This window comes from Methanosarcina subterranea (assembly GCF_055385895.1).
In genome coordinates, this window is sequence record NZ_AP042426.1 from 4,125,933 (window position 1) to 4,143,708 (window position 17,776).

Sequence of the window (17,776 nt, forward strand, 5' to 3'; positions counted from 1 at the left end):
TTTATACCCCCATGTTAAAGCAAGTCGAACCGGAAACTAACATAAATTTGATTTAACGATTGATTTAATATATAGTTGAGCCATCATAATTCACTTCCGGATAGAAGCACTTTTATTTTCAGACTCCCACATCTTTTCGCTGAACGCGAAAATTAAACCTGCACAGTCATTTTTAAGCTTGAGCCCGAGAAGAGAAGCAGCCAGTATAACGGAAACGCTGTTTGCAGCAATTATTGCGGAATCGTTTACATGAATTCCATGGAACAGCCAGAGAGCCATGCCAGAAGTCGAGCAAAGCAGCATTAGAAGAGATACATCCTTTGTGGATTTCGTAGTCAGGGCTTTTATAAGCTGAGGGGCAAAGGCTATAGTTGTCAGGGCACCTGCAATGTAACCGATCATACTAATGGTACTCTCCCGGATTCTTATTCGACGCTAAGAAAAATAAATTTCAGACTACAGTATAATAGTACAGAGAGAGTTAATACCAGGATAGTAATAAAACTTAGTAAACTGCTCATTCCTGCTTATTCGCATCGAGGAAGTAGACTTCCCCTTAAAGTTAAAGAAACAGAACCCTGATATAAGTGTACTCTCCTAAACCTTTATGGGGATACCATATGACAGAAAACTGCCTTTTTTGCAAGATAATCTCAGGGGAAATCCCTTCAAACAGGATATATGAAGATGATGCGGTTTATGCATTTCTGGATATACACCCGGCAAGTGAGGGGCATACGCTTGTGGCTCCTAAAAAACATTTCAGCCGCTTTGTGGAAATGGATGCAGAAGATGTTGCCCGGCTTTTTGAAGCTGCAAGAAAAGTTACGGCTGCGGTTGAGAAAGCGTTTTCAGCAGAAGGATCGAACATCGGCATTAATAACGGGGAAGTAGCAGGACAGGAAGTCCCTCATGTGCATGTACACGTAATTCCCAGAAAGAAGGGGGATGGGGGAAGAGGAATAAAATCAATTGTATGGACCGAACCCGATAGAACCAATCTGGAGGAAGTTGCGGAAAAAATACGAAAAGCTCTGTAAGGGAAAAATTAAAAGCTTCAAGTGAATTCCCTGGCAAGAAATGGGCAAATAACCTGATAGGAAAAGATATCTCCCGGGTAATATTTTAAGTACGAAACGATAATATATTTTTTGGAATATAGTGAACTTAGGTGAAGAAGATACAATCATCTTCAAAGACCTTCCATTCTCTTATTTAGGGGGTAAGAATAATGGCAGAAATGGAAGTAGATGTTAGAGGGCAGACCTGCCCGGTTCCACTGGTAGAGTGCAGAAAAGCGTTCAAAAGAGCTTCTCCAGGAGACCTTGTGATAGTAAAAGGTACGCATCCGGCATCAAAAAAAGAGATTCCCATGGCATGTGAGTCGATGGGGCTCAAGGTGCTGGAGATTGAAGACAAAGAGGGAGGAAAAGAGTGGGAGATAAAGATCCGGAGGTAAGACCGGAGAGGAGGGGAAATGGGGGAAAAGGCAGTTATTATCCTGCATAGTGGGGATATGGACAAGGTATACAGTGCGCTTATAATTGCAAACGGAGCCCTGGCAATGGGTATGGAAGCCTCCATATACTTCACTTTCTGGGGTCTCATGCGGCTTAAAAAAGGAGAGCTGGAAAAGGGGCCGCTTTCCAAAATGAACATGATGGGCGCTGGCAGGTATATGGTCAAGCAGAGGATGAGCAAAGCCCATGTCGTCTCACTTGAAAAGCTAATGAGTGATTTCAAAGAACTTGGAGGAAAGATAATAGCCTGCGAAATGACCATGGAGATAATGGGTATCTCGAAGGAGGAGATTAGAACGGAATGGGTGGATGAATGGGGAGCTGTTGGTACGTACATCCATGAAGCAAGGGACGCGAACATAACCCTCTTTATCTAATTCTGCGAGAGTTTGAAATTAAAATTGTCGCAATGTTTCTGATTTCCTTCAGGGTTTCGCTTTCACTCTGAGCCTTACTACATTTTTCCGGTTATAAACCCATCGTGTTAGAATTTAGTTGAAAATATAGAATTCAATCTAAAAGAGCCCGAAGTTCAGCTGGAGGCATTTAAAATTTTATTAAAACATTAGATTTTATAGAAGACCAGTATAATTTTACTAAAGGAGGCCAGAAATTTAATTAAAGCTGGTAAAAATCTGGCTACGGAAATTGATTTTATCGTATGATCTGAGGAGGGGAAAGAAATATTTGAAAATATGATCTATCTTGACAATGCTGCATGCACACGGCTGGATGAGAGAGTGCTCGAGGCAATGAAGCCTTACTTTTTTGATACTTATGCGGTAGCAACATCCGAGTTTGGCTATTCTATGGGCATCGATGCAAAAGAAGGGCTCGAAAGCTCCAGGGAAAGTATAGCCTCAAGGCTTGGTGCGAGTTCCGAAGAAATAATCTTTACTTCAGGGGATACGGAATCAAGCAATATGGCACTAAAAGGAGCAGCCTGGGCTCTTAAGGAAAAGAAAGGCAGGCATATTATCGTCTCAAAAATAGAAGATTTCCCTGTATTAAATACGGCAAAAGCCCTCCAGAAACAGGGATTTGAAGTTACTTATCTGGATGTGGATGCAGAAGGGTTTGTAGACCTTGAAGGGCTCAAAAGTGCAATTACAAAAGAAACCGCCCTCGTCTCTATCCAGTACGCCAATCAGGAGATAGGGACTGCCCAAGACCTGAGGGCTATTTCTGAGATCTGTGAAGAAAAAGATGTGCTCCTGCATACCGATGCTACCCATAGCTTTACCCGGCTTCCCCTTAATATGAAGGAACTACCTGTTGATCTCGTGACATTAGCTGCCCATACGATTCACGGTCCCAGGGGGATAGGCGCACTCTATGTCCGGAAAGATACGCCCATAACTAAATTCATGGACGGAGGCTTTCAGGAATTTAATATGAGAGCAGGAGTGGAAAATATTCCGGGAGCCGTAGGTTTTGCAACAGCAGTAGAACTTGTAACCGAAGACGAGACCCGGCAGCTCGAGGCCATGAGAGATAGAGTAATTGAAAGAGCTCTTTCCGAGATTTCGGATGTCGCTCTTAACGGGAGCCGGGAAAAACGTCTGCCTCAGAACGCAAACCTGACTTTCCATTACGTGGAAGGAGAATCCGTAACCCTGCACATGGACATGAGAGGATTTGCAGTGAGCACGGGTTCGGCCTGTTTTAGCCGCTCCCTTGAAGCCAGTCATGTTATAAGGGGAATTGGAGGAGATCATGAAAGAGCCCACGGCTCAGTACGCTTTACTTTCGGGCGTTATAACCGCATGGAAGATGCAGATGCGGCAATTGATGCTATGAGTGAAATTGTGGCAAGGCTCAGGGAAATAAGCCCGCTTGCAAGGAAATGAGCCAAAAAAGAAGGAAAAGAGAGCACAGAGAAAGGGCAAAAGAAGGAACAGGAAAGAGAGGAGAGAGCAAAATATGAAAGTAGAAAAGAAAAGTGAGATGAAGTTTCCTTATAGCGAAAAAGTGCTAGAACATTTCAGGAACCCGCATAATGTAGGGAAGATAGAAAATCCTGACGGAAAAGGCCTGGAAGGAAGTCCGGCATGCGGGGATATGGTTGCCGTATATATTAAGGTTGAGCCCGAGACAAAGGTTATTGAGGATATCAAATTCGAATCTTACGGCTGTGCATCTAATATTGCCACAGGATCCGTAATCACGGACCTTGCTCGGGGAAAAACCCTGGATGAAGCAAAGAAAATAACCTGGAAGCAGGCTTCTGAAGAACTGGGTGGACTTCCTCCGATCAAAGCCCATTGCTCCGTGCTTGCAGTTGAGGGCCTGCGTGCTGCTATCCGTGATTACGAAGAAAAACATGGGCTTGTAACCGAGAAAGAAACTACAACAGAAGAAGTTATCCAGCAGAGGCTCAAGCACGTTATGAACCCATTAACCGGTCTTGATGTTATCCGCACGAACCTTATCCTTAAAACGAGTGTTGAAGCTGGAGTTGTCAGGGTAGTTATTGACCTGCCTGCAGACCACCAATTTGCTCCTTCAATAAAAGAGGATATAATGGAAAAACTGGGGTCTTTGTGGGATGTGGAAAGAGTGGACGTAGTATTTACAGCCTGAATACATTCTTCACGGGGGGTAATATGAAGAAGAGCAGAACTGTGTTTTATTTATGTATGCTTATGTTAACAACGCTTGTATTTTCAGGATGTGCCGAAGAAAATTCTCAGGTAGAGGTTAAAGCTCAAGCAGAAGAAACTCAATCCCTGACTGAAACATTTAAAGGGGAAAGCAAGTCCATTGGGGACGGAATAGTTTATTCATGGGTTACTCTTGATGCTGAAGGGAACCCTTCTGCAATAGGGATAAATTTCACGGAACTTGCCCTCTCAGGCCTGCCTGAAGGAGAGATTGTGGAATATATACTTCCCCTCCCCGAAGAAGCTTCAGCTACTGCTTATGACCATATAGGGATTGACTGGAACCCGGAAGGGCATGAACCTCAGGGAATCTATGACAGTGCGCACTTTGATGTCCACTTTTACATGATAGGGCAAAAGGAGCGGGACAGAATAACGGCAACTGAAGAGGATATGGCAAACCTGGAGAAAGAGCCGGAACCAGAATTTATTCCGGAAGGGTATGTCTCAACCCCTGGAGGGGTTCCCAGGATGGGGGCACACTGGATTGATCCGACTTCTCCCGAATTCAGCGGACAGCCTTTCGGAGAGACCTTTATCTATGGCTTTTATGATGGAGAGATGGTGTTTGTCGAACCGATGGTTACCATAGATTTCCTTGAAACGAAGCCTGAATTAACAAGTCCTCTTAAGCTGCCGGAAAGCTATCCGACAAATGCCTATTACCCTACAAGCTATTCTATAAGATATGACGAAAAGAGTAAAGAATATACAGTCGCCCTTGAAGGAATGACTCTAAGGTAAAATCATTGCTGTGAAGAAGGGAACGCAATTAATAATAGTAATAATAACGGGAACTCTTCTTCTCATAATCTTTTTTGCGGGATACTATCTTGGACAGGATAGCGAGGCAAATCCATGAATCGGCACCTTCGGAGAATCATGCGAAGATAAATAGAGAATAGCCTTGCCTCTTCAGAAGGGTTCAGGAAGAAGTCTGAAAATCTTCCAGGATTTAACCGGGATAAACGTTTGAAACACGCTTTGGTTTTCCATTTCTCTTTTCAGGGCTTTCAGGCACACAATGGCAACACTCCCCTGAAGCTGTAAGGGGATCTACATGGATAGTGGTCCCGGAGAGATAGGAAAAATTCTTCAGAAGCTTCTCTCTTACAGCGTTGGCAATTTCATGCCCCTCTTCAACAGAAAGGGAAGGGTCAACGGAAGCGTTAATCTCCGCATGGAGTCTGTGACCGATCCAGCGAACCCTGATGTCCGTAACCTCACAAACACCCTCGACACTCTCAGAGATATCTTTGACCTTATCGAGGACCTCAGGCTCAATGCCATCAAGAAGGCGGGTAAATACAAGTTTGCTTGAGTCAAGGACTATTTTGAGGATAGCAATTGTTATTAACATGCCAATAAGGGGGTCAATGATCGGATACCCGGACCAGACTCCAACTGCCCCTACAAGTACAGCAAGGCTGGTAAAACCGTCCACCCGCGCATGGTACCCATCAGCAATAAGGGCTGCACTCCCGATTTCCTTTCCAACCTTCATGCGAAACTGTGCCACGACCTCGTTTCCGATACAACCTATGATTGCGGCAACGGCTACAGCCTGCAAATGGCCTACAGGCTGAGGGTCGAAGAAACGTACTACGGACTCATAGCCCGCAACTGCCGCGCTGAAAAGAATAAGCAGGACAATAATTACACCTGCAAGATCTTCTGCTCTTCCGTACCCATAGGAAAAGCGTTTGCTCGGCTTTTTTCTTGCGAGGGAAAAGGCGATTGCGAGGGGTATTGCTGTTGATGCGTCCCCGAAGTTGTGAATGGTATCGGCAAGAAGGGCAACACTACCCGATATATAAACAATGAAAATCTGCAGAATCGCTGTTACCATCAGCCCTATAAATGACCATTTCACAGCCCAGAGCCCTTTGCTGGTCGCAATTATGGAAGGATCCACCCTCCCATGCGTGTGGTTGTGCGTATGGGAATGTTCGTGAGGATGCTCATGCGAGTAAGTATTGGAGAGTTTACGAGAAAGTTTGTGAGAAAGCTTGTGAGAGAGGGAATTGGGGGAAAGACGAGAATTGAAAAACCCATCGTGTTTATGACTTTGCTCATGAGGCTTTTCATTGATGCTCTCTTTGTCGTGCAGGCGAGTGCTGGAATTCTGTCTGGACATTTTGCTTCCCCTCGTTTTGATTCAGTTCTCAATATTAAACTTGACAATAGATTTATAAATAGGTATTTATCTTTTAAAAATAAATTATTATGCTTCCCATCACACCTTTTTTTGAAGAAATAGCATAAAAAGGAGCTTTTTGATTTATGCCGCTTACTTTCAAATCATCACAGGATAATAAAAAATTAAATATTTGTTACTCAAAGAGAAAACCAGGCTGGAATTAAAGATAGATAACCGGTCTCGATTCAAATTTCTGTAGGCAGGAGCTTTTCCGAATTTTTAGCTATTTACCTTTGAGCCTATGTTTGATTTTGTTAATAGGATTCATATTTTTAGCATTATAGGTTGCTACATATAAACAAATAAATATTAATTCTTCAAAAAATAGTTTTGAAAATGAGAAACAAGAAATTATGGATTTGTTCCATGATATGAACAAATAAGAAAAAAGAGAATTTGAAAAAGGAGAAATAAAGGCACATTAGAAAGAGAGGGAGAAGCTACTTCCGGGCAGATCCGGTTTCGACGAGGAGTTCAGTTCTTCCCGACTACACTAAAAATAAGGCGGATTAAGCTTATTATCCTCATAACTAACGCCTGTTACCCAAATCCGTACCCTTACGTAGTTTTCGAGTTTTAATTAGAATGGATAGAAATTAGCCCTCTATCCTGCAAAGCGAACAGATATGCAGTCAGCTGGCGCTTATCCCGGGAATTGTGCAACCCCGGAAGTATCCAGCAGGATAGAAAAAGAACAAATTATTAAAATCGAGAGGTGAAACAGGGAGGAATAAGATGATCAAGGCTAAAGTAATAGCTAAAGAACCGGAGATCATGTGGAATCTTAATATCAGCAAAGATGGGAAATCTTACCAGGAAAATTATATACTCTTATTTCCCAGGTATGTGAGTGCCATAGATGAGGAGTGAAAGTTTTCATCCTTAAAAAACTTAAAAAAAACAACCCAGTTTTCAAGATCCAATAAAAAAATCGCTCGAGAGTGCCATTCTCTCGGGCAAACCTCCATATTATCCTTTATTCGATAATTTAATAATGTCATTTTCAAAATCCACGTAATATGATTGTAGTATTGGAAATGATTGTATTGGGTTTTTCTTAGACTTAAAGTTTGGAAAACCTTTCTTTTCCCTGAAGAATTTTGTAAATGCCGATTCAACCTGCTTTGTCATTCCTTGTAAGACTATGCATTTACTTCTTTAAGGAAAAGTTGTTCTTTTTTAAGCTGAGTAAGTTGTCTATTCAGATCAAACTGTGAAACTGATTCAGCTGTTTCTTCATATGTTTTTATCTTTTATGCCAGAGCCCAATTAAACACATATCTACAGCTATCAATATGTTTTCCGATCAGAATTTTCTGATCTGCCGTAGGATTTAGTATAAATTTGTAGGCTTTTAGCATATATCGAGAGTATATTCTAGAAGGTTATATAATTTTGTTAGGAATGTATTTCGTTTAGAAGTTGAGGGCTTTCACCTGCCAGATCGGATAAATCCGATCTGGCGAGGAAGGAGTTCTCTCGCATTATCTAGATAAACAGTTATATTAAAGTTAGGAGTATAAAATTGCACTGATGATAAAATAATACCAATACGGGTTAAGAAGGGAAGCTAACAGAAAGGAAGTGCATGAGATGAATATGGAAGATACAGGTAGTGAAAAAGTAGAATACGGCATGGAAAAAGAGATTCTTAATGAGCAGCAGCCTCACTGGGAAAAAGTATTTTTAAACGCCTGCTCGAGGTTCGGGGATGAGCCAAGTTATCCTGCCAGAAAAGCCGCAGATCTTTTTAAAAAAGAAGGAAAAAAGAAAATCCTGGAGCTTGGAGGGGGGCAGGGGAGAGACACCTGCTATTTTGCCAGCAGGGATTTTTCAGTCTATTCGCTCGATTATACTGAAAGCGGGCCAAAGGCGATAAAAGAAAAAGCCGAACAAGCAGGATTAGGGAAACACGTTAAAGCCCTCAGGCACGATGTAAGAAATCCGCTGCCCTTTGAAAATGAAGCTTTTGATGCTTGCTATTCTCACATGCTTTACTGCATGGCTCTGACCACAAATGAACTGGAATTTCTCTGCAGTGAGGTTAGAAGAGTGCTCAAACCAGGCGGGTTAAATATCTATACAGCCAGACACACAGGGGATGCCCATTACGGGACAGGGGTCCACAGAGGAGAGGATATGTATGAAATTACGGGCGGCTTTATAGTGCACTTCTTCAGCAGAGAAAAAGTTGAGCACCTTGCAAAAGGATATGGGCGTTTAGAAGTGGAAGAATTCGAGGAAGGGGATCTCCCAAGAAAACTGTATATGGTGACCATGAGAAAATGAAGGCAAAAAGAAAAAGAGAAAAATAAAAAAGTGTAATTATAAAAGTAAAGAAAGTATGGGATTAAAGAGAGGAGTACTTTCCTCTCAAATAAGTTCAGGCTGGAACCTGTTCCTTCTTTTCCCTATCCCAATGTCTGTGCTTTGCAATTGCAGCAGTAAAGGATTCGTTAAAAGAGCTGTTACCTCCCTCTTTTCTGGTGGTAACAATACCTTTATCGGATACTACCTGGTCAGCGGATTCCTGCCCTGCAAGTTTTATATCGGGAAGCTTTGCTGCCTTGAGTAGTTCAACTCCCTCTCCGCTTGCGCCCAGCGGTTTGCAGTGCCTGAATGCTTCATTGATGAAGTGAATCGCATCGCCATGCATTTTCAGAGTGTCTACGTTCTTTTTCCCACCAGGAATGTATACCGCATCATACAGTACTGATGCAGTAGTGCGATAATTTTTATCAACTTCGATTTCTTCGCCGTTTGAGCTCTTTAACATGCCCTGATACTTCGAAATAATATGGGCATTTGCTCCACCAGCCTTTAAAGCCTGCATCACCTGGCTCAGATCCTTTTGATCATACCCATCCGCAACAAGAATGGCAATCTTTCTGGATTTGATTGTGTTTTTCACCGTGTGTTCGGTGCGTTCCTGGCTGACGTTCGGAGACTCTTTAGCTACCGGAGACCCTCCTTTTTGTGCCGGAGCAGAGACTCCTACCCCTTTTGCGATCTCTATTGCAAGGTCACCGTCAACATTGTTGAACATATCGACAATTGCCTGTCTGATTTGTTTGTCTTTGACTTTTCCTATTTCAAAATGGAATGCCTCTATAATATGCTCTTTTTCAGGTTTCGACATGCTGTTCCAGAATAATTTCGCCTGGCTGAAAAAGTCTTTGAACTTCTCACTGCGGGAACGGATTTTCTTGCCTTCAACTTTCTCCATATAATGGACATATCCGCCTTCTTCTACAGAAGCTGGACGTGGAAGGTTTTCCCCTACGGTATTGGGGAAATAGCTGCTTTTGCCTTTGTTTATTGTAGTGCGGTGATAACCTTCCCTCTGATTATTGGCTATTGGTGCAAGTGGCCGATTAATTGGGATTTCCTGGAAATTAGGGCCCCCAAGGCGGATTAGCTGTGTGTCGAGGTATGAGAAAAGGCGTCCCTGAAGGAGTGGATCATTAGAGAAATCAATTCCAGGAACCACATTTGCCGGACAGAATGCAACTTGTTCGGTCTCAGCAAAGAAATTTTCCGGATTGCGATTGAGGGTCATTTTACCTATCCATTTAACAGGCACATCCTCTTCCGGCCAGATCTTTGTAGGGTCGAGGATATCAAAGTCAAATTTAAACTCGTCCTCTTCCTCAAGGATCTGGATTCCGAACTCATATTCAGGATAGTCTCCCATCTCAATTGCTTCCCAGAGGTCACGACGGTTGAAGTCTGGATCTTTTCCTGCTATCTTCTGAGTTTCATCCCAGACAAGGGAGTGGATTCCTAGCAGAGGTTTCCAGTGGAACTTTATAAATCTGCCTTTGCCTTCAGAATTAACGAAACGGTAAGTATTAACCCCAAAACCCTGCATCATCCTGTAACTTCTGGGAAGTGCACGGTCCGAAAGTACCCACATAATCATATGTGCATTTTCCGGGTGGCACGCTACAAAGTCCCAGAATGTATCATGTGCTGCTGAAGCCTGAGGCATCTGGTCATCCTGTTCAGGTTTAATTGCATGGACAAGGTCAGGGAACTTTATTGCGTCCTGAATAAAGAAGACAGGAATGTTGTTGCCAACCAGGTCGTAGTTGCCGTCTTCGGTATAAAATTTTACTGCAAAACCCCGGACGTCCCTGACAGTATCTGCCGAGCCTCTGAACCCTACTACGGTGGAGAACCTGACGAAAACTGGCGTTTTACTGTTTGGGTTCTGCAAAAATTTTGCACTCGTGTATTCCGTCATAGGCTCATAAACCTGGAAGAACCCATATGCTCCCGACCCACGGGCATGGACAACCCTTTCTGGAATTCTTTCATGATCAAAATGAGTTAATTTTTCTCTGAAGTGAAAATCCTCAAGCAGGGTTGGTCCTCTTTCCCCTGCCTTGAGTGAGATATCGGTATTACTGACCCTAACACCCTGATTCGTTGTCAGAAATTCACGTTCAGGGTCTTCCCGAACCATTTCTAATTGCTCATCTTTGCTTTTTTCGTCAACCATTCTCTTTTTATCCATAGTATAGTCACCTTCCCCATTCTTCAAGTTCAGTCTATTCTTGAATGCTGAAATCCATAGTGCTATTGTTAAGCCCATAAGTGCTATTGTTAAAAAATTCCAATAAGCATGGACCATCCAGTACCATTGGTACACAGATTCTGATGGAAGCGCAGGCTAGTAATAACATAGAGCTCAAAGTAAGCAGAAGCTGTCTCAAGATAATGAGATTTGAGACCCGGCAGGTAGAATTCAGGATCTGATTAGAACATAAACTCCAGACCTGAGTACCCAAACTTAAAACTCTGTTTACAACTTACAGTTGAGTGTATGTCCGTATACCTAACTCCCCATTTCTAAAAGGTTCTGTTATTATATGAGTTTTTTTATAAAATGAATTGATTTTTTTTGAAAAGAGAATAAATTCTGCAGTCAGGATTAAGGGCAGTAACCCAGATCTGGTAAAAGAGAATATGGTAAAAAAGTATTCATCTAGCTGTTTCAGACGGTATCCAGCAGTACTTTCGCCGTTATCTGAAAATAACAGCAGTTTGAAGATAAAGATATATTGATTGATAACAGTTAATAAAGGACTGAAAGATAAAAAACAGGGAGCGAAAGCACTCATGACCGAATATGTACATGGTTATTCCGAAAGAGAGGCTCTCCGCCTTTCAGAACAGGCAGACACGCTTGAAAAACTTCTCCATCATGATACGATATATCCGCCCGGAGCAAAGGTGCTTGAAGCTGGCTGCGGGATAGGTGCCCAGACTGTGATTCTTGCAAAAAACAATCCAGATGCAGAAATTACTTCAGTAGACATATCTCCTGAATCACTTGATAAAGCCAGGGAAAATGTAGAAAAAAATGGAATTAAAAATGTTAAATTCCTGCAGGCAAATATTTTTTCCCTTCCATTCGAAGATGGGAGTTTTGACCACATTTTTGTCTGTTTCGTGCTCGAACACCTGCAGAACCCGGAAGAAGCCCTGAAAAACCTGAAGAAAGCTCTGAAACCCGGAGGTACAGTTACTGTAATCGAAGGTGATCATGGGTCATGTTACTTCTATCCAGAAGGAAAAGAAGCTGTTGAAGCCTGGCACTGTCTCATCCGGGTGCAGGCGCACATGAAAGGAGATTCATTAATCGGGCGACGGCTTTATCCTATTCTGCAGGAATCAGGGTTCAGGCAAGTAAAAGTAGATCCCAGAATGATCTACGTAGATTCAAGCAAACCTGAACTTGTGGACGGCTTTATCCTGAAAACCATTATTCCCATGGTAGAAGGTGTAAAAGAGCAGGCTCTGGAAATGCAAATGATAAAAGAAGAGGCGTGGAAAAAAGGGATAAAAGAGCTTCATGAGACTGCCGGACCCGGAGGGACTTTCTGTTATACCTTTTTTAAAGGCTGGGGAACAAAAGAAAAATAAAGTTTCAAAAAATTCCAACCTGAAGAAAGCAAATTGAGAAATCTTAGATTGAAGCCTTAGAGCAGTGAAATTTTAGAGTAGTGAAGCTTTAGAGTGTGAAGCTTTAAAATAGTGAAACTTTAGAGTAGTGAAGCTTTAAAATAGTGAAACTTTAGAGTAGTGAAGTTTTAGAGTAGTGAAATTTTAGACATTGAGAAACTTAAAACGAAAAGATCGGTCTGGAATTCTTTTTGTAATATGCAAAAAGTTCTTCTCCCCATTTTAGAGCCCCAGGATCAAAGCTTACAATATAATGGCGGTCAATCCTGCTATGTTTATCAAGTAGTGAAAGTGCAAAGATCTTGTCGGTCACTATCAGCATCATTGGTTTTGTCTCCTCACCATCAGACACGAAAAAATGTGAGTTCTCGCAGTTCAAAAAAAGCTGAACTTCTTTTTTATACTCAGGAAGATCCAGTTTAAGAACGGAACTATCACTGAAAACTGCATCTGATTTCAGGAGGCACTCGGCCTGGATACTCTCAAAAACCGATTCTGTCAGGATAATTGTAACATCAATATTCTTTTCAATAAACTCCAGACAGGCCAGATGATAAGCTGGATGGATAGCTGAAACAAATACCATAATGCGGGAAGAAGCCAGCATACATTTTACAACATCTTCCTGAACTTTAAATATATGAGACAAATCTGGTTTCAGTACCTTACATTGGCCCAATTCCCCGATTCTTGTAAGAAGATGGAAAGGAATTGAGCTCAAATCATGTTCGGACCAGAAATCTCTATTTTCTTCATATATTTTCAAAGTGTTTATCAAAAACTGTACGTTTGTAGCTATCACCGTCCCCATTTCAGAGAGAGAATACAACCCATCGGCATGAACTACCAAACCCAGATCAACCAGTTTTTTGATCTGAGGAATCATTGACTTCCAGGGGAAATCAAATGCATTTTTGATTTCGTCATTGCTTTTAGGGCCCTCCTCTTTTAACAGTAGAAGAAGGTTCTTTCTTTTTTCAGAAAGGAAGATTGCGTCAAGCAACGAAGAACTGGTACCAGAAACAGGGCTCATGTCTTTGTCTCAATTAAAAGATCATAACTACAGGTTATAAGTTCACTGAAAGGTTCTCAAGAAATTCAGGGCAAATATCTTATTATTCGAAACTCATAACAAAATGGACAGGTTCCAACGGGAGTTGCCATATCCAATGCCATTGGAATATTCTAATCGCAAAGTAATAATCTTCATCGTTTTGGCTATATATGAATAGGGATTATATAAATTCGATAGATAGAACCACCATTCTACTGTCGTTTCGATTGGGTGAATATTAAGATGTGGTAGATACGCTGTGGTTTTCTTCAGGAGCGTTAAGAAGCAATAATACTCCCTCCAAAGGAGATACTATTGATGAAAAAACCTGGCCATCAATGTGCTTCCAGAAGCTCTGAGGTAAACCTTACAGCTAATACATTATGGTTTTTAAGAGGGTCGGATAACCAGTCCTCTAAATATCTTCATGTAAAACATGAAGCTCCATAAATATAAAAGAAAAAAGCCGAGAAAAGAAAAAACCGGGTAAATTCGAAACTATTTTTCCAGATAAAACCGTTTTTCCAAATAAAGTCATTTTCCAAATAGTTTTACAACTTCTTTTAACATTTCCCTGATAGGAGTTTTCTGAGGGCACTTTTCTTCGCACTGCCCGCATTCCGTACAATTTGATGCCTGACCTTCCAGGCCACTGTATAGAGCCTTTTCCCCTTCGGCATTATCAAACATTTCGGCATTGTTGAGGTACTTGAAATTCTCAGGGATATTTACTCCTGATGGGCAGGGCATGCAGTACTGGCAACCAGTGCAGTTTACCTTTGTTTTTGCCCTGTATACTTCCTTTACCCGGGAAATGAGTTTTCTTTCTTCTTCTGTCAGGGACTCAGGAAAACCTTCAGATGCCAATTTTACATTATCTTTTACATGTTTCATATCTGACATCCCGCTGAGAACCACACTTATTTCGGGACAGTCCCATAGATATCGCAGGCTCCACTCTACAGGGCTTCGTTGTGTCCCGGCAGAATCCCAGATCTCCTGGACTTCAGGTGGGACTTTTGAGACGAGATATCCCCCACGCATAGGTTCCATAATAACGACCCCAAGTCCCTTTGAAGCTGCATACAGTAGACCCTCCTTCCCTGCCTGGAAATTTTCATCCATGAAATTGTACTGGATCTGACACAGATCCCATGGATAGGAATCAATTATTTCTTTAAATGTGCTGAGATTATCGTGGAAAGAAAAGCCCGTGTATTTTATTTTCCCCTCCTTAAGGCCAGAATCAAGGAAATCAAAAATGCCGTGTTTTTTAACCAGGTCCCAGAAATCCCTGTTCAGGGCGTGAATAAGATAGAAATCAATGTAATCGGTTTTAAGCCTTTCAAGCTGTTCATTTAAAAATTGGTCCATATCCTCTCTGCTCGTAATAAGCCAGCTTGGGAGTTTGGTTGCAAGATATATCTTTTCCCGGTAGCCACCCTCAAGTGCCTTCCCGAGAACGGATTCGCTCATACCCCCATGGTAAGGATAGGCCGTATCAATGTAATTGACACCGGAATCAATGGCATAACGGATCATCTGTACGGCTTTTTCCTCATCAACCCGGGTATCATCCCCCCCAATTGTAGGAAGCCGCATAGTACCGAAACCCAGTATTGAAACATTTTCGTCCGTCTTGCCAAGTCTTCTGTATAACATATATTTTTGCCCCCCAATATAAATAAGGAAAATCCACAATAAATCCCTTATTACTCTTTTGTCAGGATAGCAGATAACGCTTTGTGTAGACGCAAGGCACATGAGAGCAAACAAGAACTCGAGTAGAAAGGAAAGCACCTGCATCAAGAAAGCTGTCTTAAGGTCTAGGAATGCCTGATCAGAAAAGTGCCTGAGAAAAGCATACCTGTGGACTTGGAATATAAGAAAACACAATGATGACAGATATTATATAAAAAGAGCCTAAATTTAGAATGGGGATTGGGTAAAAAATGCGAAATCATATTTTTAGCGAACATGGAGCCTGGGTATAGAGACTAATTAAGGCATTAAAACCCGGGGTATGCTTTTTCGATCTGGAGAACTGCTGAAGAACTGTCAGCCTATAATGCAAATATTATTAATTGATGAAAAAACCCGGACTCGAAGTAGCTCGATTATAGAAAAAAGCACATTTATGGTAAATCCTGCTCTGAACCCGGTTGTGAAGGTGTGCTGTTGAACCTGAGAACCTTAAAGAAAGCCGCTGCGGCCCTCTTGCTGCTTATGGCAATATTTCTGGTCCGTACGCACTGGATAGAGATTGTACCTGTACTGGAAGGAAGCCGAAGAATACTCAGCGAAACCAGGATTATTTATGTCATTCTGGCTTCCTCGGCATACCTGCTGAGTGTATATGTCTTTGCAGTTCGCTGGCAGCAGGTACTCTCTTCTATTGGCTATAATCTTAAAGCCGTAAACCTGCTTCCTATTATGTTCGGAGCAGCGTTTGTAAATAATATCACTCCTGCAAGCAGGACAGGAGGAGAGTCTCTCCGGATAATCTGGGCTAACAGAAGTTTTGGGATCAGCTACACTCATGCTCTCATAACTATCCTTTTCGAAAGGCTGGTTGAAGCAATTCCTGTTGCCCTGCTCTTTCTTTATGTTTTATATATATCCCCCTCCTTTGAGAAGTTGTTTCTGCTCCAGAGAGATATTCTGCCGTTAAACTCTTCCCTTTTATTAACTTTAACCTTGATCGGTACAGGGATAGGAGCGTGGTTTCTCCTCCGTAAATTTTCTTTCTTCATGAAAAAGTTGTATCAGGACTGGAAGCGGTTGAACAGATCTTTTGCCCCTGTGCTTCTCCTGTCCTGCGGAGTCTGGGGACTTGATGTGATACGTCTCAAACTTGTAGCTTCCGCTCTTTCCCTCCCCCTGTCTCTGGACTTGATAATAACATTTTCAGTTCTTTACCTCATACTCGGCTGCCTGCCAATCACTCCTGGAGGGCTGGGAATAGTAGAAGGAGGCCTGGTCTCCCTGCTCCTGTATTTCGGATTACCCCTTGCTTCAGCAGGCAGTTTCGTGTTTCTCGAGCGGTTTGTTTCCTACGGGCTCAGCAGTCTGATAGGTTTTCTATATTTGTTTTATTATGGGGGGTTTAAGATCTGGAAAGACACAAAATCGCATTGATCAGTGACTGGTATTTTCCAAAGGTAGGGGGGATTGAATATTGCATGCATTCTCTTGCAAAAACCCTGATTAAGGAAGGTCATAAAGTGCACATTATTACAAGGAGTTATCCGGGTGTTCCTCAGTATAGCATAAGGGACAGAGTAACAATAATAAGGGTCAAAAGCAGCCCCTTGCCCGGACAGCAACGTTTTCTGGCGCCAGAAGCTTATAAAGAACTCTATGCCCTCTTGAAATCAGGAAATTATGATCTTATTCACTCTCATGGGCTGGACTCTCCGCTCAGCATGGCTGCACTTATTGCATCCAGAAAGCTCGGGATTCCTTCTGTTGTTACCAATCACTCCCTTGTAGGGCATACGCCGCTCAGTTCTTTTCTGTATCTGGCTGGCAAATTGCTTGTCAAAAACGCAGATGCCGTAATCGCTGTCAGTTCAGCAGTTGAAAAGGATTCGAAATTAATGACAAAAAAGCCCGTTTACAGAATATTTAACGGCATCGATTGTGAAGAAAATGACTTCAAAACTCTCCTGCCAGTTGACAGGGAAGGAAAACTTATAATTGCCAGTGTAGCCCGCATGACAAAAAAGAAAGGAGTCCAGCACCTTGTAAGGCTTGCTCCTTCCCTGCTAGAAAGAAATGAAAACCTTATATTTATTATGATCGGGAATGGTCCCCTTACAAAAAAGCTGGAAAAGAAAGTAAAAAAATCCGGATTATCTGGAAATTTCTATTTTACAGGGGAAATTCCCCGCAGGGCAGTACTGGATTATCTGGAACAGGCAGATATCTTTGCTCACCCGTCCAGTGACGAAGGATTCGGGATTTCAATTCTTGAAGCGATCTCAAAAAGGGTCCCTGTTGTAGCAATGAACCACAGCGGGGTCTCGGATATCATCGAGCACGGCGTAAACGGCTATCTTGCAGACAACCTCATGGATTTCTCCTCCTGCCTTCAGGCCCTGATAGAAAATCCAGCCCTGAGAACTGAGTTTTCTCAAAAGGCTGCTGAAGGGCTTCCAGATTACGATTGGGACAGGATTTATGAACAGACCTGTGGGGTCTATAAGAGTGTCATTAATGGAAAATACCAAAATAATAGCTCAGAGCAAGAAAGCTCATCAGAGAGTGAATATAAAAAAGTGATTAAAACGAGTGATCAAAGAGAAATAATTAGAGAGAAATGATCAGAGAAAATGGTTTCAAAAGATTTTGAACTAATGCTTAAATA

17 protein-coding genes are annotated in these 17,776 nt (G+C 42.1%); 11 read left to right on the top strand and 6 right to left on the bottom strand.

Annotation, left to right across the window (positions count from 1 at the left end; genetic code table 11):
• Positions 1-90: 90 nt before the first annotated feature.
• A complete protein-coding gene (locus tag ACZ5A8_RS17950; RefSeq protein ID WP_464530682.1) occupies positions 91-402 on the bottom strand; it encodes a SemiSWEET family sugar transporter in 312 nt (103 codons plus the stop codon).
• 218 nt (positions 403-620) lie between these two features.
• Here ACZ5A8_RS17950 and ACZ5A8_RS17955 point away from each other — a divergent pair, with 218 nt between their 5' ends.
• The 6 genes from ACZ5A8_RS17955 to ACZ5A8_RS17980 all read left to right on the top strand — a co-directional run bounded on the left by ACZ5A8_RS17955 (position 621) and on the right by ACZ5A8_RS17980 (position 4,927).
• Complete coding sequence (locus ACZ5A8_RS17955) at positions 621-1,040, top strand: HIT family protein (RefSeq protein ID WP_464530683.1); 420 nt, start codon at positions 621-623, stop codon at positions 1,038-1,040.
• 191 nt (positions 1,041-1,231) lie between these two features.
• Positions 1,232-1,459 carry a sulfurtransferase TusA family protein gene (locus ACZ5A8_RS17960; protein WP_464530685.1) on the top strand — a complete coding sequence of 76 codons (228 nt, stop codon included), beginning with the start codon at positions 1,232-1,234 and terminating at the stop codon, positions 1,457-1,459.
• An 18-nt stretch (positions 1,460-1,477) separates the two neighbouring features.
• Positions 1,478-1,897, top strand: coding sequence for a DsrE/DsrF/DrsH-like family protein (locus ACZ5A8_RS17965; RefSeq protein WP_229391150.1), 420 nt, complete (start codon positions 1,478-1,480; stop codon positions 1,895-1,897).
• Between the two features lie 318 nt (positions 1,898-2,215).
• Entirely contained in the window at positions 2,216-3,370 is a 1,155-nt protein-coding gene (locus ACZ5A8_RS17970) for a cysteine desulfurase family protein (RefSeq protein ID WP_464530686.1), read from the top strand.
• 73 nt (positions 3,371-3,443) lie between these two features.
• Positions 3,444-4,103 (top strand): iron-sulfur cluster assembly scaffold protein, encoded by a 660-nt coding sequence (locus ACZ5A8_RS17975; RefSeq protein WP_464530688.1) that lies wholly within the window; start codon positions 3,444-3,446, stop codon positions 4,101-4,103.
• 23 nt (positions 4,104-4,126) lie between these two features.
• Positions 4,127-4,927: a DUF5602 domain-containing protein gene (locus tag ACZ5A8_RS17980; RefSeq protein ID WP_464530689.1), complete on the top strand. Its 801-nt coding sequence runs from the start codon at positions 4,127-4,129 to the stop codon at positions 4,925-4,927.
• 211 nt (positions 4,928-5,138) lie between these two features.
• Here ACZ5A8_RS17980 and ACZ5A8_RS17985 read toward each other — a convergent pair whose 3' ends face one another.
• Positions 5,139-6,320, bottom strand: coding sequence for a cation diffusion facilitator family transporter (locus ACZ5A8_RS17985; RefSeq protein ID WP_464530691.1), 1,182 nt, complete (start codon positions 6,318-6,320; stop codon positions 5,139-5,141).
• Positions 6,321-7,118: 798 nt separating this feature from the next.
• Here ACZ5A8_RS17985 and ACZ5A8_RS17990 point away from each other — a divergent pair.
• Complete coding sequence (locus ACZ5A8_RS17990; protein ID WP_464530693.1) at positions 7,119-7,253, top strand: hypothetical protein; 135 nt, start codon at positions 7,119-7,121, stop codon at positions 7,251-7,253.
• A 383-nt stretch (positions 7,254-7,636) separates the two neighbouring features.
• Here the strand turns inward: ACZ5A8_RS17990 and ACZ5A8_RS17995 are convergent, their stop codons facing one another.
• Complete coding sequence (locus ACZ5A8_RS17995; protein ID WP_464530695.1) at positions 7,637-7,744, bottom strand: helix-turn-helix domain-containing protein; 108 nt, start codon at positions 7,742-7,744, stop codon at positions 7,637-7,639.
• A 232-nt stretch (positions 7,745-7,976) separates the two neighbouring features.
• Between ACZ5A8_RS17995 and ACZ5A8_RS18000 the strand changes: the two genes are divergently transcribed.
• A complete protein-coding gene (locus ACZ5A8_RS18000) occupies positions 7,977-8,672 on the top strand; it encodes a class I SAM-dependent methyltransferase (protein WP_464530697.1) in 696 nt (231 codons plus the stop codon).
• 94 nt (positions 8,673-8,766) lie between these two features.
• Here ACZ5A8_RS18000 and ACZ5A8_RS18005 read toward each other — a convergent pair whose 3' ends face one another.
• Positions 8,767-10,902: a catalase gene (locus ACZ5A8_RS18005; protein WP_464530698.1), complete on the bottom strand. Its 2,136-nt coding sequence runs from the start codon at positions 10,900-10,902 to the stop codon at positions 8,767-8,769.
• 551 nt (positions 10,903-11,453) lie between these two features.
• Between ACZ5A8_RS18005 and ACZ5A8_RS18010 the strand changes: the two genes are divergently transcribed.
• Entirely contained in the window at positions 11,454-12,314 is an 861-nt protein-coding gene (locus ACZ5A8_RS18010) for a class I SAM-dependent methyltransferase (protein WP_464530699.1), read from the top strand.
• A 199-nt stretch (positions 12,315-12,513) separates the two neighbouring features.
• Here the strand turns inward: ACZ5A8_RS18010 and ACZ5A8_RS18015 are convergent, their stop codons facing one another.
• Together ACZ5A8_RS18015 and ACZ5A8_RS18020 are read right to left on the bottom strand one after the other, a co-directional pair.
• Positions 12,514-13,386, bottom strand: a complete 873-nt coding sequence (locus tag ACZ5A8_RS18015; protein ID WP_464530701.1) for a helix-turn-helix transcriptional regulator — start codon at positions 13,384-13,386, stop codon at positions 12,514-12,516.
• A 555-nt stretch (positions 13,387-13,941) separates the two neighbouring features.
• On the bottom strand, positions 13,942-15,069 hold the full coding sequence (locus tag ACZ5A8_RS18020; protein WP_464530703.1) for an aldo/keto reductase: 1,128 nt from the start codon (positions 15,067-15,069) through the stop codon (positions 13,942-13,944).
• Positions 15,070-15,579: 510 nt separating this feature from the next.
• Here ACZ5A8_RS18020 and ACZ5A8_RS18025 point away from each other — a divergent pair.
• Together ACZ5A8_RS18025 and ACZ5A8_RS18030 are read left to right on the top strand one after the other, a co-directional pair.
• Positions 15,580-16,545, top strand: a complete 966-nt coding sequence (locus tag ACZ5A8_RS18025) for a lysylphosphatidylglycerol synthase transmembrane domain-containing protein (protein ID WP_464530704.1) — start codon at positions 15,580-15,582, stop codon at positions 16,543-16,545.
• Positions 16,542-17,732, top strand: a complete 1,191-nt coding sequence (locus ACZ5A8_RS18030; protein WP_464530706.1) for a glycosyltransferase family 4 protein — start codon at positions 16,542-16,544, stop codon at positions 17,730-17,732. The genes ACZ5A8_RS18025 and ACZ5A8_RS18030 overlap by 4 nt, the downstream gene beginning before the upstream one ends.
• Positions 17,733-17,776 lie beyond the last annotated feature (44 nt).